Source organism: Streptomyces sp. x-19 (genome assembly GCF_046549115.1).
GTDB classification, from domain to species: domain Bacteria; phylum Actinomycetota; class Actinomycetes; order Streptomycetales; family Streptomycetaceae; genus Streptomyces; species Streptomyces albulus_C.
On sequence record NZ_JAJPWK010000021.1, the window covers coordinates 114,819 to 135,552 of the forward strand.

Genomic DNA, 20,734 nt, shown 5'->3' on the forward strand with positions numbered 1-20,734 from the left:
ACACACCGGTGCGGTTCTCCATCGCCGCGGCGCTCGCCGCGGTCGACGAAGCCGATTTCAAGACCCTCCGCGACACCGTCGAGATCACGAACTCGGCCCTGTCCCAACAGATCACCCTCTTGGAACAGGCCCACTACGTGAAGGTCCGCAAGACCTTCGTCGGCAAGGCCCACGTACCTGGCTCTCCCCGACGGGCACGGGGCGTACGGCCTTCACCCGCCACGTGGCCGCCCTCCGCGACATCGCCGAGTGGGAGCCGGGGCAGGGAGACGGCCCCGGCTCCCACGGAGTCGCGAGGGCGGCGCCGAGGACGGCGGCAACCGGCACGCGCGCCAACCCCTCGGGACAGGCGGCGCGGGGCCGCGCGGCGACGCCTTCTGTGCCGGCGTGATGAGTGGGTTCAGTACTGCGTGGTCTTGGCGAAGTCAGTGTCGTCGCCCGCGTTGAAGGCGTCGACTGCCGTGGTCGGGTCGAATCCGGGCGGGCTGTCCCTGAGAGACAGGCCCAGGCCGGCCAGCTTCGCCTTGACCTCGTCGATCGACTTCGCACCGAAGTTGCGGACGTCGAGCAGGTCCGCCTCGGAACGTGCCACGAGCTCACCCACCGAGTGGATGCCCTCCCGCTTGAGGCAGTTGTAGGAACGGACCGTGAGCTCCAACTCCTCGACCGGCAGCGCCAAGTCAGCCGCCAACGCGGAGTCCGTCGGGGACGGGCCCATGTCGACGCCCTCGGCGTCGATGTTCAGCTCGCGGGCGAGACCGAACAGCTCCACCAGGGTCTTGCCCGCCGAGGCCATGGCATCACGCGGACGCAGCGCCTGCTTGGTCTCGACGTCGACGATCAGCCTGTCGAAGTCGGTGCGCTGCTCGACACGGGTCGCCTCGACCTTGTAGGTGACCTTGAGCACCGGCGAGTAGATCGAGTCGACCGGGACCCGGCCGATCTCCTGGCCGACCTGCTTGTTCTGCACGGCCGAGACATAGCCGCGACCACGCTCGACCGTCAGCTCCATCTCCAGCTTGCCCTTGCCGTTCAGCGCGGCCAGGACCAGGTCGGGATTGTGCACCTCGACACCGGCCGGGGGCGCGATGTCGGCGGCGGTGACCACACCCGGGCCCTGCTTGCGCAGGTACATCACGACCGGCTCGTCGTGCTCCGAGGAGACGACCAGCTGCTTGATGTTGAGGATCAGGTCGGTGACGTCTTCCTTGACGCCCGGCACGGTGGTGAACTCGTGCAGCACACCATCGATGCGGATCGACGTGACCGCCGCACCCGGAATCGAGGAGAGCAGGGTCCGGCGCAGGGAGTTGCCGAGCGTGTAACCGAAGCCCGGCTCCAACGGCTCGATCACAAATCGGGACCGACAGTCCTCCACGATCTCTTCGGTCAACGAGGGACGCTGAGCAATCAGCATGAGCTTGCCTCCAGTCTTCGGCACCCACGATGCGATGCCGGCCACCGGACGGCAGCCCGACGGCGGTAGGACCAAGAGTAGGGGGCATGCAGGCCACCGTCCGTATCCCCCGCACAGGTGTGGACGCGAAAGAACCGACGGCTGTCTCCCGACCGCCTCCGCCGGCGGGGAGAACCTCACGGAGGCGATCGGCCACGAAGCCCGGGCCGGTGTGGACGCGGCGGATCGCGTCGACCAGTTGTTCGGGCGGGGAGTCCTTCACGACGTGGCCGGCCGTGCCTACGGATATCGCCCGTCAGAGGTAGCCGGGTCGGCTGAAGGTCGCTGGCCTGTTCGGCCACCCGTGCGGGCCCGGCGTCGTGGCGCCGGGCCCGCACGGGTGGCGGTCAGGCGTCGCCGTTGAGCAGGGCGGCGGTCAGGACGTTGCCGGCGACGCCCCAGCCGCCGTCGGCGACCTCGTCGATCAGCACGACGGTGGTGGCGCGGGCCCGCTCACCGTAGATCTCCGCGTACAGGTCGGTGGTGCGCTCGACGAGCTTCTTCTTGTCCTCGGCAGTGACGGTGCCCGCGGGCACCTTGAAGTTGGCGAAGGGCATGGGCGTTTCTCCTTGATTGGGTTTCTTCCGTGACGCGAAAGCACGCGTCCGGGGGCGGCGGTGTTCACGGTGGGGGCCCACCCGCATGGCTCGCGGACGAGGATCAGCGTGAGCGGGGCGATGGCTTCGCGTGGTTCATCACCACGGCAAGGCCGTCGTGGGTGCGCCGGCGGTGGGTGGTCGAGGGGTGGTTCGTGGCCATGTCCTCAACGGTGCGCCGTACCGGCCGGCGGAACCAGGGGATGTCATCCCCTGTGTCGGTGGCCCGGCCGGACGCAGAATGCCAGGCATGGGTTCTGTGAAATTCACCGAGCTGGGGGCTTTCCTGCGCTCCCGGCGTGACCGCATCCGCCCGGCCGACGTGGGGCTTCCGCACGGGCCCCGCCGTCGGGTGCCCGGGCTGCGCCGCGATGAGGTCGCCCAGCTCGCCGGTGCATCGGTGGACTACTACAACGAACTGGAACGCGGCGCCGGGTCCCAGCCCTCGGAGCAGATGATCGCCGCGCTGGCGAGGGCCCTGCGGCTGACCGCTGACGAGCGCGACTACCTCTACCACTTGGCGGACCGTCCGGTGCCGGCGCACGGCGGGCCGGCCTCGCATGTGCACCCCGGCATGCTCGACCTGCTCAGCCGTCTGACCTCGACGCCCGCTCAGGTCATCACCGACCTGCACGTCACCCTCGTACAGAATCCGCTGGCGGTGGCGCTGCTCGGGGACCACTCCGGCCTCCGGGGTGCTCGGGCCAGCTTCGTCCACCGGTGGTTCACCGACCCCGCCGCCCGGCGGCTGTATCCCGAGGCCGACCACGAGGAGCAGTCCCGGGCCTTCGTCGCCGACCTGCGGGCAGCCGCCGCCCGGCGCGATGCCAAGGACACCGAGGCCAGCTCGATGATCAGCACGCTGCGCGACAGCTCTCCCGAATTCGCCGCCCTGTGGGCCGACCACGACGTGGCGTTCCGGCGCGATGACCGCAAACGCCTCCACCACCCCGCGCTCGGCCTGGTCGAGGTCAACTGCCTCAACCTGTTCAGCGAGGACGGCCGGCAGCGGCTGCTCTGGTTCACCCCCGCGGTCGGTACCGACAGCGCCGACCTCCTCGACCTGCTCGCTGTGCTCGGCACGCAGGACGTCGCCGGACCGACATCCTGACGGCCCTTCCGCTTCGTTGCTCTCAGCGCGCAGCGTCCGGCGCGGCCGCCGTCTGCAGGAGGGAGACGGTGAACGGGTGCCGAGGCGTGGTCAGGATCCGCTCGGCGGGGCCCTGTTCGGCGAGTTCGCCGGCGTCCAGTACGGCGATGTGGTGGGCCAGGCGGGCGGTGTCCAGGTCGTGGGTGATGAGTACCAGGGACATCTCGCCGCGGTCGCGAACCAGTCCGGAGAGGAGGTCGAGGAGGCTGCGGCGGGAGACCGTGTCCAGGCCGGAGGTGACCTCGTCGCAGACCAGGATGCGGGGGCGGGCGAGCAGGGCGCGGGCGAGGGCCGCGCGGTGGAGTTCGCCGCCGGAGAGTCGGGCGGGCAGTCGGTGTGCCGAGTCGGGTGACAGGCCGAGTCGGGTGAGGGTGGTCAGGGCCTCCGCGCGGGCCGTCGTGGGGTCGGTGCCGCGCAGGCGTACCGCGGTGCGGGCGATCTGGTCGAGGACGGGACGGTGGTCGTCGAAGGCGGCCCGGGCGTCTTGGAAGACGTACTGCACGGCCGCCAGTTGGGCCCGGCTGCGGTGGCGGACGCTGCGCGGCAGCGGGGTGCCGTCGAGCTGGATCTCCCCGTCGTGGTCGCGGTGCAGGCCGGCCAGGCAGCGGGCGAGGGTGGTCTTGCCGCTTCCGGAGCGGCCGATGAGGGCCAGTGCGGTGCCGGGGTGCAGGGTCAGTTCGGGGATGTGCAGCACGGGGGTGCGGCGGGTGCCGTCGCGGTGGTGGGCGGTGAGGCCGCGCACGCGCAGGACCGGCTGACCGGCGCGGTGGGGGGCGGCGGGCGGCGGGGGCGGTGCCTGGGCGTCGAGCAGGTTGCGGGTCCACTCGTGGCGCGGGGCGCGCCACAGTCGTTCGGGTGGGCCCGATTCGACGATCCGGCCCGCGCGCAGGACGAGGACCTCGTCGGCGAGGGCGCGGACGACGTCGAGGTCGTGGCTGAGCAGGACGACCGCGATGCCGCGTGCCGCCACGGCCGCCAGTTGGTCGACGATGCGGCGCTTGGTCAGCGCGTCCTGGCCTGTGGTGGGTTCGTCCGCGACGATGACGCGGGCGCCGAGCAGCAGTGCCTGGGCGAGTACGACGCGTTGTTGTTGGCCGCCGGAGAGCTGGTGCGGGTAGCGGCGCAACAGGGCTTCGCCGTCGGGGAGTTGGGCGTCGGCGAGGGCGCGCAGGATCCGGGCCCGGGCCGCCGCCCGACGGTCGGCCCGGGGTAGTGCGCGGACGTGCGGGCGCGCGAGGTCGTTGAGGAGCGCGGAGATGCGGCGGGCGGGGTTGAGGACGGCTGCCGGGTGTTGCGGTATGTAGCCGGCCGGGCCGTCGGCGGTCACGTGGGCCTCGCCGGTGACGCGGGAGCCCGGCGGGTACGCGCCGAGGAGGGCGAGGCCGGTGGTGGTCTTGCCGCTGCCCGAGGCTCCGACCAGCGCGGTCACCGTGCCCGGCACGGCCCGCAGGTTGACCCCGTCGACGAGGGCCCGGCCGCCGATTTCGACGCGCAGGTCGCGGATCTCCGCCACGGGGAGGGCCGCGGGGGCGCCGGCCGGTGCGGTCGTATCGGGTCCGGGTGGGCCGGGAAGGCCGAGCGGGCCGGGAGGGGCGATCTGGTCGTTCACGGCCGTTCTTCCCTCTTTCCCCGGCCTCCGCCGGGCTTGTGCAGTGCGGCGTCGAAGAGCAGGTTGCTGCCCATGGTCAGGGCGACGATCAGCAGGGCCGGCAGCACCACGGCCCAGGGCTGTACGAACAGCCCGGTGCGGTTGCGGTCGACCATGACCGCCCAGTCCGCGGCGTCCGGTGCGACCCCGACGCCGAGGAACGCGGCGGTGGCCACCAGATACAGCACGCCGGTGAGCCGGGTGCCGGCGTCGGCGGCCAGCGTGCGCACCATCGAGCGGCCGACGTGGCCGACGGCCGTGCGCCACCAGGTCTCGCCCTGGAGGCGCAGCGCCTCGACCGCGGGGCGCGCGGCGGCCTGCCCGGCGGCGGCGCGCACGATGCGGGCCGCGTCCGGGACGTTGACCAGCGCGACGAGCAGGGCGAGCCCGGTGGGACCGGGCGTGAACGCGGACGCCACCAGCAGGATCAGCAGCAGCGACGGGACCGCCAGCAGCACGTCCAGCGGCCGCATCAGCGTCTCCTCCAGCCAACGGCGGTGGGTGAGGGCGCCCGCGAGTCCGACGGGCAGCGCCACGAGGTAGGCGAGGACGGTCGCGGTGAGGGCGGTCACGACCACGGGGCGGCCGCCGTGCAGGACCTGCTGCCACACGTCGCGGCCCACGAAGTCGGTGCCGGCCCAGTGGCCGTCGCCGAGGGTGAAGGACGCGGTCCGCGGGCTCGGGCCGCCGGCGATCAGTGGTCCCAGGACGGCGAGGAGGAGGGGTGCGGCGACGACGGCGAGCCCGAGTGCGTAGCGGCCGACGTCCCGTCGCCGTACGGCTGCGGCAGAGGGGGGCGAGGTCACGCGGCCACCTCCGCCCGGGGCGTGAGGCGGTGGGCGAGCAGGTCGGCGCCGAGGTTGAGGACGACGGTCAGGACGCCGAACACCACGGCGAGGCCCTGCACCACGGGCATGTCGCGTTCGGCGACGGCGTTGAGCAGGACCGTGCCGAGTCCGGGGATCACGAACAGGGCCTCCACGACGATGACGCCGCACAACAGCCAGTCGACGGTCCGGGCGAGTTGTTGGACGGCCGGGGCGAGGGCGTTGGGAAGGGCGTGCAGATAGCGGACGCGGGCGTCGGGCACACCGTAGCGGCGGGCGTGGGCCGCGTACGGCGAGGCGAGCGCGTCGATCATGCTGGCGCGCACCAGACGGGTCAGGGAGCAGACGGGTCGGGACAGCAGGACGACGACGGGCAGGACCAGTGCGGCCGGTTGGGCGAGCAGGTCGGTGCCGTAGCCGACGGCGGTGGGCGGCAGCCAGGCCAGCTTCAGCGCGAAGACGGTGACCAGCAGCACTCCGAGGGCGAACTCCGGGACGGCGTACACCGCGAGCGTCGCGGAGCTGATCAGCCGGTCGGCGAGGCGGCCTTCGTGGCGGGCGGCCAGCACGCCGAGGCCGAGGCCGGTCGGCACCAGCAGGGTGAGGGTGAGCGCGGCCAGCAGCAGGGTCGGCCCGAAGCCGTCGGCGAGGTACTGCCCGACCGGCCGGCCGGAGGTCAGGGAGGTGCCGAAGTCACCGTGCAGCAGACCCGCCGCCCAGTCGGCCAGTCGCTCGTGGGCGGGCCGGTCGAGGTGCAGGGTCTCGCGGATCGCCGTGATGCGGGCCGGGTCGGGCTGGTCGCCGGCGAGGGCGACGGCGGCGTCGCCCGGCAGTGCGTCGGTGAGCGCGAAGACCAGCAGCACCACGGCCGCCGTCTGCCCGGCACCGAGCAGTAGCCGCCGGGTGACGAAGGAACGCAGACCGCTCACGCCAGCCACACCTTGTCGAAGCGGGCCCAGTCCAACGTGTTGGCGGGCGCGTGGCGTTCGACTCCCTTCACCCGGCGGGCCGTTCCGATGATCCAGTCCGCGAAGCCCCAGACCAGGAAGCCGCCTTCGGCGTACAGGCGGCGCTGCATGCGCGCGAAGAGGGCGGCGCGGTCCTGCTTGGCGTGGGTGGACTGGGCTTGTTGGTAGAGGGCGTCGAAGTCCTTGTGCTGCCATTTGGTGGCGTTGGTGGTGGAGTCGCTGAGGAGGCGTTGGGAGAGGTGGGCCTCGATGGGCATGGCGCCGGACCGGTAGCAGCACAGGGTGCCGTTGTCGAGGATGTCGCTCCAGTAGGAATCCTTGCTGCCCATCTTGACGTCGAGGGTGACGCCCGCCTTCGCGGCCTGGTCGCGGAAGATGCTCGCGGCCTCGGTGAAGCCGGCGGCGACGGCCGAGGTGTCGAGGGTGACCCTGAGCCGCTCGGCGCCGGCCTGTTTCAGCAGGGCGCGGGCCCGGTCCAGGTCCGGCGCGCGCTGCGGCAGGTCGGTGGCGTAGTACTCGTAGCCCTTGCCGAACAGGTCGTTGCCGACGACGCCGGCTCCGGACAGGGCGCCGGCGACGAGTTCCGTGCGGTCCGCGATCAGGAAGAACGCCTCGCGCACCCGCTTGTCGTCGAAGGGGGGCCGGTCGGTCTTCATGCAGAACGCCTGCATGGCGCTGTTGCGGAGCCGGACGATCTCGATCTGTCCCTTGCCCTCGTGGGCGCGGGCGGTGGTGGGGTCGAGTTCGTGGGCGTACTCGACCTGCCCGCCGAGCAGGGCGTTGACGCGCGCCGACTCCTCGCTCGCCACCAGGAACTCGATCTCGTCGAGGTGCGGGGCACCGTCCCAGTATCCGTCGTGGCGGCGGAAGACCGCCGAGCGGCCGGGGGCGAAGGAGACGAAGCGGAAGGGGCCGGAGCCCACCGGGTGGTGGTCGAAGGCGGTGGCGTGCCTTGGAACGACGTAGGCCCCGAACGCGGCCAGGATGTTGGGGAATTCGGCGGTCGGCCGCTTGAGGACGAACTCGATGTCCCGTTCGCCGGTGGCGCGGCTCGCGGCGAGGTCGAGGGGCTCCAACGACGCCCTGGCGCGGAACGCCTGCCGGGGGTCGGCGATCCGGCGGTAGCTGTACAGCACGTCGTCGGCGGTGACCGGCGTGCCGTCGTGGAAGGTGGCCTTGCGCAGGGTGACCCGCCAACGGTCCAGGGTGGGGTTGGCCTCCCATCTCGCGGCGAGGCGGGGCTGCGCGGACAGGTCCGCACCGTAGTCGGCCAGCTTGTCGAAGAGTGCCTTGGCGCGGGCGACGTCCGCGAAGAGGTTGGCCTTGTGCGGGTCGAGGGTCTCGCTGGCGCCACCGCCGGCGAATGCGGCGCGCAGTCGCCCGCCGCGCTTGGGGGTGCCGCCGGGGTCGTCCGCTCCCCCCGTGTCGCCGGAGCCGCCGCAGCCGGTGAGGGCGAGCGCACCGAGCGAGGCGGCGCCGGTCGCGGCGAGGAAGCCGCGGCGGCGCAGTCCTGGCAGGGGACGCATTTCGGGGTGGGGCAGGCCGTGGGTGAGGTGGTCGGGCATGTGGTTCTTCCTCGCCGAGTCGTCGTCAGGAATGTCGCGCTGACGGGGGTGTTCGGGGGTGTCGGGGAGATCAGGGATGTCTGGGCCGGCCGGGAGGTCAGGGGTGGGTGGGTGGCCCGGTCAGGCGGGCGACCACGTGGAGTCGGTCGGCGTCGGTCGTGCCGCCGGGCTCTTGGCCCTCGCACCAGGGGGGTTCGGTGCGCGGGCCGGGCCCGTCGTGGAGTTCCAGGACGGTGAAGCCGTGCGCGGCCAGGAGGTGGCGCAGCTCCTGCGGGAGCAACAGCCGCCATGCGCTGTGTTGTTCGACGTCCGGGGTTGCGTCGTCGGTGGTCCAGAGCCGGGTGCGGCGCAGGAGTTGGGCGGTGCGGTCCACGGAGAGGGTGGTGGTGGAGCGGTGGACGGTGCCCTGCCAGGTGAACTCGTTGACGGTGGGGTGGTCGAGCAGATCGGTGCGGCCCAGGAAGTAGGCGCCGTTGCGCATCTCCGCCACCAGGAGGCCGCCGGGGACGAGCGTGCGGCGGCAGGCGGCCAGCAGGGCGTCGAGCTGGGCGTTGGTGTGGCAGTACAGCAGGGCGCTGTCCAGGCACACGACCGCGTCGAAGGCGCCTCGGCCCAGGTCGAAGCCGCGCAGGTCGGCGCGGACGTAGGTCGGCCCCGGGTGGTGGCTGCGGGCGTACGTGAGCATCGGCTCGGCCAGGTCGGCGCCGGTCACGGTGCGTCCGGCGGCGTGCAGGTGGGCGGCGTCGCGGCCGGTGCCGCAGCCCAGGTCCAGGACGCGCGGGCCGGCGCCGTGCCGTGTCAGGCGGTCCTCCGTCCACCGTCCGGCGAGCCGTTCGGGGTCGGGGAAGCGGGCCTCGTAGAGCGCGGGGTTGTCGGTGAGGAGGTTGCCGGGCGTCATGTGGTGTTGCTCCTCTGGCCGTTGGCTTCGTTCGAGGCGGGTACGGTCGGCTCCGCGGCGGGGTCCGCGGGCAGCGCCCCGCGCCGGTGCAGCCCGACGACCGCGCCCGCCGAGGCCAGGCCGAAGAGCGTGCAGCACGCCCAGGGCAGCCAGCCGGCGCCGGTCCGCGCGCCGGTGTCCATGGCCCAGCCGACGACGGTGTTGCCGACGGCGGCGGCGATGCCCGAGACGACGTAGAAGATGCCGAAGTAGGTGCCGGTCAGTTCCGGTCGGCCGAAGCCGGGGATCAGCTCCATCACGAACGGTTGGGCGACCATGACGCCGAGGTAGAGGAGCAGGGCGCCGATCAGCACGGGCACGGCGGCGAGCAGTCGGTGGGATGCCGGGCCGGCGACGGTGGCCGGCGGCAGGAACGCCAGTCCCATCAGGGCGAGCCCGGCCGCGATCCACAGTGCCCGGTGGCCGCGGGACTTGAGGGCGGTGGTGAGCGGGAGTTGGAGGGTGAGGTTGGCGAGGGTGCCGACGAGGAACACGATGCCTGCCGCGCCGTCCCAGCCGGTGGCGTGCCGTGCGCCGTCGGGCAGCAGCAGGTAGAGCTGGTTCTGCAGGGTGAACATGCCGACCATGGCGAAGGCGAACGCCAGGAAGGACCGGTTGCCGAGGACCTCGCGCCAGTCCGCGAGGACGCCGCGCGCGCTCGGCGCCACCTCCCGCGCGGGCAGCACCAGTGCCTGTGCCACGGTCAGCACCGCGAAGATGCCGGCGGCGGTGAGTGCGGAGGTGCGGAAGTCGACCAGCAGCAGCGCGCTGCCCAGCAGCGGGCCGATCAGCGCGCCGGTGGTGGCGAACACGTTGAACAGGGCGAACGCCTCGGCCCTGCGCTCCCCCGCCTCCTGTGCGACGTAGGCACGCACGGCCGGGTTGAACAGGGCGCCGGCGAGCCCGCTGAGCACGGAGGCGGCGAGCAGCACGGGCAGTTCGTCGCCCAGGGCGAACAGCGCGAACCCGACCGTGCGCAGGGCGCAGCCGGCGATGATGACGCCTCGTGCGCCGAGCCGGTCGGCGGCGGAACCGCCGATGATGAACAGGCCCTGCTGACTGAGGTTGCGGACGCCGAGGACGATGCCGACGACTGCGGCAGACATGCCCAGGTGGTCGCCGAGGTGGGTGGCGAGGTAGGGGATGAGGAGGTAGAAGCCGGTGTTGACGCCGAGTTGGTTGACCAGGAGGAGCCGGACGGCCAGGGGGAAGCGGCGCATCTCATGCAAGGTCCGCATGCGGCACCTCCTCGACGCCCAGTCCAGGCAGGTCGCGGGCGCGGACGAAGCCGTCGGCGCCGCCGATGCCGGTCCACGGGTCGCGGGCGAGCAGGAGGTGCCCGTCGAGGTCGACCCAGCGGGCGCGGTCGGCCAGGTGGACGGCGGGGGCGAGGCCGAGGCTGCTGGCGGTCAGGCAGCCGAGCATCAGCGCGGTGCCGCTGCCGGCGAGCGACTCGGCGATGCGCAGTGCCGCGTGCACGCCGCCGCACTTGGCCAGCTTGACGTTGACGCCGTGTACGCGTCCGGCGAGGCGGCGGGCGTCCTCCAGGCTGACGGCGTCCTCGTCGGCGATGACGGGCAGCGGGGAGTGGTCGGCGAGGCGGCCCAGGGCTTCCGGGTCTCCGGGGGCGAGGGGTTGTTCGACCGCCTCCACACCGAGGTCCGCGAACCGGGGCAGCAGGGCCGTGGCCTGCGCCGGGCTCCAGGCGCCGTTCGGGTCGAGGAGCAGCCTGACCCGGGGGGCGGCACGGCGGATGGCGCGGATCCGCGCCACGTCGTCCTCGGGGTCGTCGGCGCCCGCCTTCACCTTGATCAGCTCGAAGCCGTTCGTGGCGAGGCGGCGGGCCTCGGCAGCGGCGTGCGCCGGCGCGGTGATGCCGATGGTGCGTGCGGTGGCGGCCACGGGTGCCCGGGGTGCGCCTAGCAGGCGGTGCACGGGGGCGTCCGCGCGTCGTCCCACGAGGCCCAGGAGCGCGGACTCGACGGCGGCCCGCACCGCCGGTGGGGTGCCTGGCCCGGCCAACTCGCCTTCTCGGAGGGCCTGTAGGGCGCTCTCCGGGTCGGCGAAGCGTCGTAGGTCGACGGTTTCGAGGAGGCGTTGCAGGGTCTGGGTGTCCAGGCCGTAGTACGCGCTGGTGACGGCCTCGCCGTGGCCGTGCAGACCCTCGTGTTCGACGGTCAGCCACACGGCGTCGCGGGCGGTCATGGTGGAACGGGAGATGCGTAGCGGCACGGCGAGTTCGAGTCGTCGGGCGCGCAGACTGGCCTTCATGGGTTCTCTTCCGGTGCGCATGCGGGGAGGGGGACGGCCTGCAGCGGGTCGGTGACGCGGGTGCACCGGACCCAGCCGACGGCCTCGGTGGCGTGGGGGTGCGCTATCTCGACGGGCCGGGTGGCCGCAGTGGCCGGGTCCAGGCCGTTGGCGGCGGTGAAGTCGTCGTCGAAGACCGTGCCGAGGTAGCGGTGCGGGCCGTCGGGGAAGACGGTGGCGACGACCGCTCCGGGATGAACGCGGGCCGCCCAGGCGGCGACGCGGGCGGCCGCTCCGGTGCTCCAGCCGCCGCTGACGAAGGATTCCCTGGCCAGTTGGCGGCAGCTTGCGACGGCCTCCGCGGGGCCGACCCAGTGGACCTCGTCGAAGGCGTCGTAGGCGACGTTGCGTGGGTGGATGCTGCTGCCCAGTCCGCGCATCACGCGGGGCCGTGCGGGCTGGCCGAAGATCGTTGAGCCGGTGGCGTCGACGCCGATCAGTCGCAGCGCGGGCCAGCGTCGCCGCAGCGGGCCGATGATGCCGGCGCTGTGGCCGCCGGTGCCGACGCTGCACACGAGGACGTCGAGGTGTTCGATCTGGCCGGCGAGTTCGGCGGCGAGCGAGGCGTATCCGGCCGTGTTGTCGGGGTTGTTGTACTGGTCCGGCCAGTAGGCGTCGGGGAGTTCGGTGAGCAGCTCGTGCAGCCGGGCGAGGCGGGCTGCCTGCCAGCCGCCCTGGGCCGCGGGACGGTCGACGATTTCCAGGCGGACGCCGTGAGCGTGCAGCAACTGCCTTACGGAGGGCTCCAGTTCGCGGTCGCCGACCAGGACGACGGGGTGGCCGAGTGCCTGGCCGGCGAAGGCCAGTCCGATACCGAGGGTGCCTGAGGTCGACTCCACCACCGGTGCGTCGGGGAGGAGTTCACCGCGTTCGCGGGCGCCGAGCAGCATCGACACGGCGGCCCGCGCCTTCATGCCGCCCGCGGCGAGCCCTTCCAACTTGGCCCAGAAACCGGGGTGCGGGCCGGGCAGGTCCGCGGTGATCCGCACCAGAGGGGTGCGTCCCAGGAGGGCCAGCAGCTCCCGCCGGGCGCGGGTGGTGGGGCGTACGGCGGTCGTGGCCATCAGGCGCCTCCCGGACAACGCCCGCCGTAGCGGTGAACGACTCCGGGCCCGCCGTCGAGCCAGAAGAACGGGTACGGCTCGGCGCACACCGCGCTCACGCCGTGGCCGAGGAAGCGCGGAAGGACGGCGCTGCCGGTCTGGGCGAACATCACCAACTGTTTGCCGTGGCACCGCGCATGGCGTCGCAGCGGTTCGAAGGTCCCGTTCCCCAACGTCATGCCGGACACCAACAGCGCGTCAGCCTCGCCCACCGCGGCGAGCGCGTCGGTGACGGCCGGCTCGCCCCACTCGGTCCGTCCGCCCTTGAGGTCACACGCCACATAGCGCAGACCACGCCAACGCAGCGCTTCCAGAAGGGAGTTGACAACTCCCACCACCAGGACGACCGCCCCGGCAGGCAGGTCGAGCAGTTCGACGACGGCCCTCGCCCGGGCCCGGGACTTCTCCACCGAGGACCCGGCGGGCAGCAGGAAGGGGCGCGCGCCGTACCGCGGGACGTGGGGGGCGACGTGCATCAGGTAGGCGTCGAGGGCGGCCACCCGCACCGGCCGCAACCGGTGGCCCAACAGTGTGGCGACGTCCGCCCCGACGCAGTCGTCGAGTGCGTCGTCGGGCAGCGCGCCGGGCTCCACGGCACAGGACCCGACGGCCTCGGCCAGGCGCAGGCTGAGCACTTCGTTGCGGTAGCCGGTGCCACGGCGGTCGTGCCGGACCGCCTGCTGGGTGCGGAAGGCGACGGCGATGCGCTGGGTGCTCGGATCGGGCCCCAGTGCACCGGCCCGCACGCGCTCCACCAGGCCGTCGCACGTCAGGTCCGTCGTGGCACCCACCGTCAGGTCCGCTGCCGCGCCGGTGGTCAGGTCTCCTGCGGCGTCCGCGGTCATATGATCACCAGCCCCGCGTGCAGATCGGCCAGCAGGGCCGCCACGCGGTCGCGGGAGCCGAGCCCGTCGGCGTCGCCCACCATGACGTGCCCCAGGTACGCGTTGTTGCTGTCGACCGCGTCGACCACCCTGCCCGGCTCGGCGAGCTGCACTTCCAACACGTCCGGCTCGTACGAGAGTTGGCCCGCATCCAGCGCATCGAGCGTGCCCGTCGTATGGGGCACGAGGAAGCCGACGGCGGCGCTGCGCAGTCCGGTCCGGGTGCGCCGCAGGTCGGGTGTCCGGCCCAGTGCGACGTCGACGAAGACGGCGGCGAGGTCGATCCCCGTCACGTGGCGGACCAGTTCGGTGATGCGGTTGCCCGCGGGCCGGGGGTTGACCTCGACGACGCGTGGCCCAGCGGACGTCAGCTTGATCTCGGTGTGCGCCACGACGCCGTCGGTCAGGCCGAGCGCCTTGAGGGCGCTCAGTGCGGTCCGCTCCGCGGCTTCGGTGTCGGCGAGAGACAGGGCGGCGGGGAACATGTGGCCGGTCTCGACGAAGGCGGGCGCTCCGCCGATACTCTTGTCGGTCACGCCGACGACCTGCGCCACCCCTGCGGACGAGACGGTCTCCACGCTCACCTCGGGACCGTCCAGCAGTTCTTCGAGCAGCACGGTCGGCACCCGCCGCTGCCCGCGCGCATTGACCGCAAAGTCATTCAACTCCCGCACTGCTGCGGCGAGTTCCCTCTCGTCTTCGACGCGCCGCACATACATGCCCGCGCACAGGTCGACCGGTTTGGCGACCAGCGGATAGCCGATCTCCCGGGCGGCCCGTGCGAGGTCGGCCCACTCCCCGTAAACAGCGAAACGCGGTCCCGGCAGCCCGGCGTCGGCGAGGACGCGACGGGAGAGGTCCTTGCGGCAGGCACTCTCGACCGCCTCCGGTCCGGGGCCGGGCAGCCCGAGCCGTTCGGCGATCCGCGCCACCGTCGGCAGGTAGTAGTCGCAGGACGAGAGCACCCCGTCGAACCCCCACACCGCGTGCAGTCGCTCGACGTGCGACAGCAGCGCCTCGGTGTCATTGGTGTCGGCGGTGATCACGTTGCGCGCACCGAGCAGCGGATGAGCCGCCCCCTCCGGCGCGGAGCGCAGGTAGTGGTGCAGGTCGCGGGTGAGGAACGTGAACTCGTGCCCACCCTCTCGGATGGCCCGTGGCAGCAGCCTGCCCATCGACCCGACCCAGCTCTCGACCACCAGCAGATGAGCCACAACTCCCCTTTTCGTTCAGGGCACTTCAGATTTCAAGGCAGCACGGAGCACCCCTGACGGGAGGGCGCCGGCTTTACTCCGCACACGTTATCGATAATCATTTTCATTGTCATCTCTTTGCTGAACCAGGGAGAACCCCATGCCCACTCCCCCGCGCCGCGCCGCCCTGCTGTGCGCCCTCGCCACCGCGGCCACCCTGCTGCCCGCCACCCCCACCCAGGCAATCCCCCGGACAACCACCCCACCCACGACCCTGCGGTTCGGCGACTGCCCCGACTCCGTACCGACCCCGCCGGCGCCGGAGCACGTCGAATGCGGCCGGCTCACCGTGCCGCTGGACTGGCACCGCCCACAGTCACCGCACATCGACATCGCGGTCTCCCGGATACGCGCCTCGGGCACCCCCGCCGAACGACGCGGCATCCTGCTGGTCAACCCGGGCGGACCGGGCGGCTCCGGCCTCCCCTACGCGGTCACCAAGCGCGCCAAACTCCCCGCCGGCGTGCGGCGTTCGTACGACGTCATCGGCTTTGACCCACGCGGCGTCGGCCGGAGCGCACCCGCCGACTGCGGCCCGATGGGCGGCCTCTTCGACGCACCGGGCAGCGACCCGGTACCGGTCGGCGCGACAGCGGAGAAGAAATACCTCGCCGCACTCCACGCCATGGCGGACGACTGCGCCGGACTGGCGACCGCCGCACTGCCGCACCTCTCCACCGAGCAGACGGCGCACGACATGGACGCGATCCGCGCCGCACTCGGCCAGCCGAAGACCAGTTTCCTCGGCGTCTCCTACGGCAGTTACCTGGGCGCCGCCTACGCGGCCCGCTTCCCGCACCGCACGGGCCGCATGGTGCTCGACAGCGTGGTCGGGCCCTGGAACTGGTACGACTTCGACGCCCGACAGAGCCAGGCACTACTGCGCCAACGCGACACGTTCTTCGCCTGGGTCGCCGCCCGCCCCGAGCGCTTCGCACTGGGCGGCAGCGCGTCCGCCACCCGCGCGTCCTACCTGAGCGCGCGCCGCGGACTCACCGAGCATCCCGTGAACGGCTTCGGACCGGCGGAGTTCGACCGCGCCGTGTACCGCGCCCTGGGCCGCACCGAACGCTGGGCACCCCTCGCCGACGGCCTGCGCGGCTACCTGCGCACCGGCAACCCCGACGCCCTCCGCCCCGCCGCCGCGTTCGACGGCCCCGACTCCCGCAACTACGAGGCGGCCAACCGCATCGTCAAATGCGCCGACGGCCCGGCCCCCACACCCCACCGCATCCTGACCGACCTCCACCGCATACGACGCCTCGACCCCCAACCGATCCTGACCGGCATGGAGGCGGCCGCCTGCGCCTACTGGCACCAGCGCCCCCACCACCGCACGCCGCTCGGCAGCCCCGACGCGCCGCCCGCGCTGCTCGTCGCCTCCGAGCACGACCCCGTGACCCCCATCGAGGGCGCGCACCAACTCCGCCCGCTCCTGCCCGGCTCGCGCCTGATCACGCTCCACGACGACTACTCGCACGGCGTGTTCGCCAGCCGGGGCAACGCCTGCGTGGACACCACCACGGCCGCCTACCTGACGGAGGGAACGCTGCCGGCCAAGGACGTGCACTGCACCGGCCCGGGCCTCCCGGAGGTACCGCAACAGGCACATTGAGGAAAACGATCCGGAGCGCGCCGCGTCATGTTCGACGCCTGCTCCAACACGTTCGACTACGGATACGTACACCCACTCAGGCGCACCATGGAACACGGCGCGTGTGGGGCGCCATTCCTTCCGGACACAACGTATTCGCGTCCTCATGATGGCGCGAACCTACTGATCGTCAGCCTCCAGCGGCAACGCTTCAACCTTCAATGGCGCCGGGGGTGAGGCAGGCGCCCCGAGCGTTCCCGTACCCGAGCACACCACGGTGAATCGGCCTTTGCCCGGCGAGGAAGGGTTCAGCGGGCTGCGGTGGGAGGAGGCAGACGCAGACCCGCCAGGTCCGGGGGGACGCAGGAGTCGGGGCGGAAGAACGGGGCGGACTCTCCGTCGGTCGCGGTGGCGGGCGCGTCGGTGAGCCGGAAGCGGTCCCGCAGACGTCCGTAGAAGTCGGTGGGCTGGAGGCGGACGAGCCGCACGCGTTGCCGGGCGCGGTAGACGCCGATCCAGTCGCCCGGGTCGAGGACGCCGCGGAGTTGGCCGTCGATACTGACCGCGGCGCGGCCGGAGTGCGGCAGGAGGCGCAGCGCGACCGGCTCGTCGGGGGCCGCGACGACGGTGCGGTTGAAGGTCATGTGGGCGGCGATCGGGGTGAAGACGACGGCGTCCATGTGCGGGGAGAGCACGGGGCCGCCGGCGGCGAAGCTGTAGGCGGTCGAGCCGGTGGGCGTGGCGACCACGAGGCCGTCGGCGGAGTAGGCGGCCAGCAGCCTGCCGGAGATGTAGACGCCGACGCCGACCTGGTGGTCCCGGGCGAGCTTCTCCACCACCACGTCGTTCAGGGCGTTGACGTCCAGCGGCAGGCCCCAGCCGTCGCCCGCGGTGCTCTCCGGTCGCGCCTGCGGTGGCGGCAGAACTGGGCCGCGCCCGTAGCAGAGGGGAGCTTCCAGCTCGGCGGGCACCTCCGGGAGGCGGGAGGCGCGCACGGTCAGCGTCATGCGCTCCTCGACCGGGGCGTGGCCGGCGTGGACGGCGTCGAGGGCGGTGGTGATGTCGCAGGCCGGCACTTCGGTGAGGAAGCCGACCTTGCCCAGGTCGACGCCGAGCACGGTGGCGCCGGTCTTCACGGCGATCCGGGCGCCACGCAGGAAGGTCCCGTCCCCGCCCAGGGTGACGACCAGGTCGGGGTCGCCGGCCGCCCGGGCCTCCTCGCGCGCGGAGCGGCGCTGTTCATCCGCCGACCAGACGTCGATCTCGGTGCAGGGGACCTCGTGCGCCTCGCACCAGGCGTGCACGTCGCCGGCTGCTTCCCGGGCGGCGTCCCGGCCCTGGTGGACGACGAGTCCGACGCGGTGTACGGGCATGGCGGACCTCGTCTGGTTTCCTCGTTCCACGGTTCTGCCCGCCGGGGTGCGGGGACCGCCTGGTCTCACCCGGCCAATCCTGGGGCCTCGGCGTGCGATCGGCCCACCGACATGCCGCGCGCCCGGCCGAGACCGTGCGCCACCGTTTCTTTCGACATGGACCGCGCACCACCGACCATTCCGAACGGGGCCGTCGCCGCGCCAGCAGCGACCGCCGCACCAAGGGAGTGACGACGACTGGGATTTGGGCATCACATGCGTCTGATATCCGCGCCCAAGGTCTTCGTGAATGCACCCTCGCGCCGACGCTTCCTCCCGGCCATGCAACGCGCGTCAGCGTGGTGGCGCATCACGCATTGCTCCGCCTGAGCCATTCCAGTACCCGGCACGTTTCCGCGCAGAGGCGGCCGTGCCGATCGTTGTGGCCGACCCGTCCCCCGGCCCCGGACACCGGCGCGAGAGTCACGGCGGCCTCGTTGCCGAGGCTCCGGTCTCGCTCAGCCGGGCTGCACGACGGTGGTGATCTTCCCGCTCGCGCCGTGCGGACGTCCAGGTCGGATGGCGGGACCACCGTCCGCGCGGCTCGGCCGCTGCGGGCGGCAGGTTGTCCGCGGACCGGTCGCGATCCGTAGCGCAGGCCACGAGCACCACGCGCCGCCGGGCCCCTTGGCCACGGCCTCCAGCAGCATGACGCCGCCTACCCCGGCCTCGGGGTACATCGCCGGAAGTCCGTGATCTGCTGTGGGATCGGGTCGACACCGTGAGGTGCGGACGAACCGGGGCCGCCCACCGCGTTCGGTCGCTCGCGGTGGCACGCTCCGGCCGAGGTTCCTCGTCGCGTCACGGCAACGGTCGGGTGCCCGTCGGTGTGTACCGGGGTCGGCGGTGCGGATGCTGAGACCGTGTCAGCGGGCGCTGTTCGGAGCCGCCCGGGCGCCAGCGGTGCCTGCCACCGTCGCGCTCGGCCCTGGGAGCCGCCGCGCCGGTCCGCACGGTTGAGCCCTCGTGCACGGCTGCGGCCCGGATGGCTCATCACGGCATGACGACGCGCCAAGACGTGTCTGACCATGACGGCATGACGGCACGCCAGGAAGTCAGCAGGTCGGTGGCGGACACCGAGGGCCCCGTCATGGCCTCTGCCTCTGCCTGGAAAGCCGTGTGCTCGGTCTGGCGGCCGGCTTCCTCCTCCGGCGCCGGCCCGTACTGGGTTCGACGGGATGACGGCCCGGCGGCCGGACGCCGGGGCGGCCGGCCGTGCGGGCGGTGGCCCATACGTCCGCCGCCGGGCCAGAAACTCCTCCTCCGACCGTCGGTGCTGCGCGTGGCGGAACGCGCTCCGCCGCTGAGGGCCCGGGCAGTCCCTGCAGCGCCCCTCGCCGACCACGCATCACACCGACACGATCGCCACGAGGTGCTTTTCCCATGTCCACACACTCCAGACGCGCCCTGCTCGGCGCGGGTATCGCCGCCGCCGGCAGCGGTCTGCTGGCCACCGGGGCCAGCGCCCTGGACGCCAAGACCGGCAGGCATCGCTCCCGCGGCACGCCGCACCCCCCTGACGCGCACGACGGCTCCGGCTCGCCGGGACCCCACGGCCACGACACCGCGTCCCACTACGTCTCTCCGCACGGTCCCGAGGTCATCAAAGCGGAGAAGTACCGGGGTTCGGGCCCCGTTCGCCGCTTCAAGTTGACCGCCAGCGCGGCCAAGTTCGACATCGGCGGCCGGATCGTCAACACCTGGGCATACGGCGACCGGCTGCCCGGCAAGGAGATCCGGGTCAACGCGGGCGACAAGGTCGCCGTGAGCTTCCACAACCGTCTCCCGCACTCCACCACCGTCCACTGGCACGGGGTGCAGATCCGCAACGACATGGACGGTTCGCCCGACATCACCCAGCGCAGCGTGAAGGCCGGCCGCTCCTTCGACTACACCTTCGCGGTCGACAGGCCCGGCACGCACTGGCTGCATCCGCACGTCGGCGTGCAACTCGACCGCGGACTGTACGCGCCGTTGATCGTCGAGGACCCCCGCGAGCCCCTCTCGTACGACCACGAGTGGGTCGTCCTGATCGATGACTGGCTCGACGGGGTCGACGGAATGACGCCGGACGCGATGCTGGCCGAGCTGAACAAGAACAAGCCCGGTGGGGCCAGCGGCCACGGCGGCATGCAAGGACACGGCGGCCGGTCGGCGGCGGCCGCGGCGTCCCACTGGCGCAGGCGTGCCAGGCACCTGCTGTCCGACGACCCCTCAGACAGCATCGAGCATCCGTTCCACCTGATCAACGGCCGGGCGGCCAGGGACCGGGAGACCTTCCGCGCCAAACCGGGCGACCGCATCCGGATCCGCCTCATCAACGCGGCCGCCGCCACCGCCTACCGCGTCGCGCTCGGCGGTCACAACATGACCGTGACGCACACCGACGGCTACCCGGTGAAGCACAAGAAGACCGACAGCCTGCTCATCGCGATGGGCGAGCGCTTCGACGTACTGGTCACGGCGAAGGACGGCGTCTTCCCGCTCACCGCGCTCTCCGCGGGCAGCAAGAACCAGACCGCGCAGGCCCTCCTGCGGACCGGTGACGGCGAGGCGCCCAACGAGAAGATCCGCCCGACGGAGCTGAGGAGCGGGGGGCTGAGCGCGGACAAGTTCAAGGCCGCGGCATCGGTACGGCTCTCGGACAGCAAGCCGGACCGCACCATCAAGATGGACCTCACCGGCTCCATGAAGGACTGGGACTGGGCGATCAACGGAAGGCCGTTCACGGAAACACAGCGGTACGCCGTGCACCAAGGGGAGCGGGTGCGGATCATCTTCCACAACAAGACCACGATGTGGCACCCGATGCACCTGCACGGACACACCTTCGCGCTGCCCAACGGCGGCCCCCGCAAGGACACCACCATCGTCCTGCCGGACAAGAAGGTCACAGTGGACTTCGACGCCGACAACCCCGGCCTGTGGATGCTGCACTGCCACAACATCTACCACTCGGAGTCGGGGATGATGACCGTCCTGGGCTACAAGACGAGGCGATGACTCCGCCGCTCCCGGCTGACCGGCTCCC

At 72.4% G+C, this 20,734-nt stretch carries 16 protein-coding genes and 1 pseudogene; 4 read left to right on the forward strand and 13 right to left on the reverse strand.

Features of this window, described 5'->3' with window-relative positions; genetic code table 11:
* Positions 1–8: 8 nt before the first annotated feature.
* Positions 9–107 (forward strand): annotated as a pseudogene (locus ACLJT4_RS32920) (transcriptional regulator); the annotation flags it as partial.
* A 293-nt stretch (positions 108–400) separates the two neighbouring features.
* On the opposite strand, the gene ACLJT4_RS32925 reads toward ACLJT4_RS32920, so the two are convergent.
* A complete protein-coding gene (locus tag ACLJT4_RS32925; RefSeq protein WP_411127961.1) occupies positions 401–1,417 on the reverse strand; it encodes a DNA-directed RNA polymerase subunit alpha in 1,017 nt (338 codons plus the stop codon).
* Between the two features lie 386 nt (positions 1,418–1,803).
* Entirely contained in the window at positions 1,804–2,013 is a 210-nt protein-coding gene (locus ACLJT4_RS32930; RefSeq protein WP_044373019.1) for a 4-oxalocrotonate tautomerase family protein, read from the reverse strand.
* A 280-nt stretch (positions 2,014–2,293) separates the two neighbouring features.
* Between ACLJT4_RS32930 and ACLJT4_RS32935 the strand changes: the two genes are divergently transcribed.
* Positions 2,294–3,163, forward strand: coding sequence for a helix-turn-helix transcriptional regulator (locus ACLJT4_RS32935; RefSeq protein WP_411127963.1), 870 nt, complete (start codon positions 2,294–2,296; stop codon positions 3,161–3,163).
* 22 nt (positions 3,164–3,185) lie between these two features.
* Here the strand turns inward: ACLJT4_RS32935 and ACLJT4_RS32940 are convergent, their stop codons facing one another.
* The 10 genes from ACLJT4_RS32940 to ACLJT4_RS32985 all read right to left on the reverse strand — a co-directional run bounded on the left by ACLJT4_RS32940 (position 3,186) and on the right by ACLJT4_RS32985 (position 14,658).
* On the reverse strand, positions 3,186–4,715 hold the full coding sequence (locus ACLJT4_RS32940) for an ABC transporter ATP-binding protein (RefSeq protein WP_411128011.1): 1,530 nt from the start codon (positions 4,713–4,715) through the stop codon (positions 3,186–3,188).
* A 92-nt stretch (positions 4,716–4,807) separates the two neighbouring features.
* The gene (locus tag ACLJT4_RS32945; protein WP_411127965.1) at positions 4,808–5,656 is read right to left on the reverse strand and encodes an ABC transporter permease; all 849 of its coding nucleotides are present in this window, start codon (positions 5,654–5,656) and stop codon (positions 4,808–4,810) included.
* Positions 5,653–6,606, reverse strand: a complete 954-nt coding sequence (locus ACLJT4_RS32950) for an ABC transporter permease (protein ID WP_411127967.1) — start codon at positions 6,604–6,606, stop codon at positions 5,653–5,655. The genes ACLJT4_RS32945 and ACLJT4_RS32950 overlap by 4 nt, the downstream gene beginning before the upstream one ends.
* Positions 6,603–8,210 (reverse strand): ABC transporter substrate-binding protein, encoded by a 1,608-nt coding sequence (locus ACLJT4_RS32955; protein WP_411127969.1) that lies wholly within the window; start codon positions 8,208–8,210, stop codon positions 6,603–6,605. The genes ACLJT4_RS32950 and ACLJT4_RS32955 overlap by 4 nt, the downstream gene beginning before the upstream one ends.
* A 97-nt stretch (positions 8,211–8,307) precedes the next feature.
* On the reverse strand, positions 8,308–9,108 hold the full coding sequence (locus ACLJT4_RS32960) for a class I SAM-dependent methyltransferase (protein ID WP_411127971.1): 801 nt from the start codon (positions 9,106–9,108) through the stop codon (positions 8,308–8,310).
* Positions 9,105–10,385 (reverse strand): MFS transporter, encoded by a 1,281-nt coding sequence (locus ACLJT4_RS32965; protein ID WP_411127973.1) that lies wholly within the window; start codon positions 10,383–10,385, stop codon positions 9,105–9,107. Before ACLJT4_RS32965 ends, ACLJT4_RS32960 begins: the two co-directional genes overlap by 4 nt.
* Complete coding sequence (locus ACLJT4_RS32970) at positions 10,369–11,418, reverse strand: enolase C-terminal domain-like protein (protein WP_411127975.1); 1,050 nt, start codon at positions 11,416–11,418, stop codon at positions 10,369–10,371. The genes ACLJT4_RS32965 and ACLJT4_RS32970 overlap by 17 nt, the downstream gene beginning before the upstream one ends.
* Positions 11,415–12,521 carry a PLP-dependent cysteine synthase family protein gene (locus ACLJT4_RS32975; protein ID WP_411127977.1) on the reverse strand — a complete coding sequence of 369 codons (1,107 nt, stop codon included), beginning with the start codon at positions 12,519–12,521 and terminating at the stop codon, positions 11,415–11,417. Before ACLJT4_RS32975 ends, ACLJT4_RS32970 begins: the two co-directional genes overlap by 4 nt.
* Positions 12,521–13,405: a Rossmann-like domain-containing protein gene (locus ACLJT4_RS32980; RefSeq protein WP_411127979.1), complete on the reverse strand. Its 885-nt coding sequence runs from the start codon at positions 13,403–13,405 to the stop codon at positions 12,521–12,523. Before ACLJT4_RS32980 ends, ACLJT4_RS32975 begins: the two co-directional genes overlap by 1 nt.
* Positions 13,402–14,658, reverse strand: a complete 1,257-nt coding sequence (locus tag ACLJT4_RS32985; protein ID WP_411127981.1) for an ATP-grasp domain-containing protein — start codon at positions 14,656–14,658, stop codon at positions 13,402–13,404. The genes ACLJT4_RS32980 and ACLJT4_RS32985 overlap by 4 nt, the downstream gene beginning before the upstream one ends.
* 139 nt (positions 14,659–14,797) lie before the next feature.
* Between ACLJT4_RS32985 and ACLJT4_RS32990 the strand changes: the two genes are divergently transcribed.
* Entirely contained in the window at positions 14,798–16,312 is a 1,515-nt protein-coding gene (locus ACLJT4_RS32990; RefSeq protein ID WP_411127983.1) for an alpha/beta hydrolase, read from the forward strand.
* A 287-nt stretch (positions 16,313–16,599) separates the two neighbouring features.
* Here the strand turns inward: ACLJT4_RS32990 and ACLJT4_RS32995 are convergent, their stop codons facing one another.
* Positions 16,600–17,664, reverse strand: coding sequence for an NAD(+)/NADH kinase (locus ACLJT4_RS32995; RefSeq protein WP_411127985.1), 1,065 nt, complete (start codon positions 17,662–17,664; stop codon positions 16,600–16,602).
* A 1,422-nt stretch (positions 17,665–19,086) separates the two neighbouring features.
* On the opposite strand from ACLJT4_RS32995, the gene ACLJT4_RS33000 reads away from it, so the two are divergent.
* Complete coding sequence (locus ACLJT4_RS33000) at positions 19,087–20,706, forward strand: multicopper oxidase family protein (RefSeq protein ID WP_411127987.1); 1,620 nt, start codon at positions 19,087–19,089, stop codon at positions 20,704–20,706.
* Positions 20,707–20,734 lie beyond the last annotated feature (28 nt).

Bases quoted from the DNA above. Each gene is read 5' to 3' on its own strand.
- ACLJT4_RS32925 (WP_411127961.1), bottom strand. From the start codon at position 1,417: ATGCTGATTGCTCAGCGTCCCTCGTTGACCGAAGAGATCGTGGAGGAC.
- ACLJT4_RS32930 (WP_044373019.1), bottom strand. From the start codon at position 2,013: ATGCCCTTCGCCAACTTCAAGGTGCCCGCGGGCACCGTCACTGCCGAG.
- ACLJT4_RS32935 (WP_411127963.1), top strand. From the start codon at position 2,294: ATGCCAGGCATGGGTTCTGTGAAATTCACCGAGCTGGGGGCTTTCCTG.
- ACLJT4_RS32955 (WP_411127969.1), bottom strand. From the start codon at position 8,210: ATGCCCGACCACCTCACCCACGGCCTGCCCCACCCCGAAATGCGTCCC.
- ACLJT4_RS32960 (WP_411127971.1), bottom strand. From the start codon at position 9,108: ATGACGCCCGGCAACCTCCTCACCGACAACCCCGCGCTCTACGAGGCC.
- ACLJT4_RS32965 (WP_411127973.1), bottom strand. From the start codon at position 10,385: ATGCGGACCTTGCATGAGATGCGCCGCTTCCCCCTGGCCGTCCGGCTC.
- ACLJT4_RS32970 (WP_411127975.1), bottom strand. From the start codon at position 11,418: ATGAAGGCCAGTCTGCGCGCCCGACGACTCGAACTCGCCGTGCCGCTA.
- ACLJT4_RS32975 (WP_411127977.1), bottom strand. From the start codon at position 12,521: ATGGCCACGACCGCCGTACGCCCCACCACCCGCGCCCGGCGGGAGCTG.
- ACLJT4_RS32980 (WP_411127979.1), bottom strand. From the start codon at position 13,405: ATGACCGCGGACGCCGCAGGAGACCTGACCACCGGCGCGGCAGCGGAC.
- ACLJT4_RS32990 (WP_411127983.1), top strand. From the start codon at position 14,798: ATGCCCACTCCCCCGCGCCGCGCCGCCCTGCTGTGCGCCCTCGCCACC.
- ACLJT4_RS32995 (WP_411127985.1), bottom strand. From the start codon at position 17,664: ATGCCCGTACACCGCGTCGGACTCGTCGTCCACCAGGGCCGGGACGCC.
- ACLJT4_RS33000 (WP_411127987.1), top strand. From the start codon at position 19,087: ATGTCCACACACTCCAGACGCGCCCTGCTCGGCGCGGGTATCGCCGCC.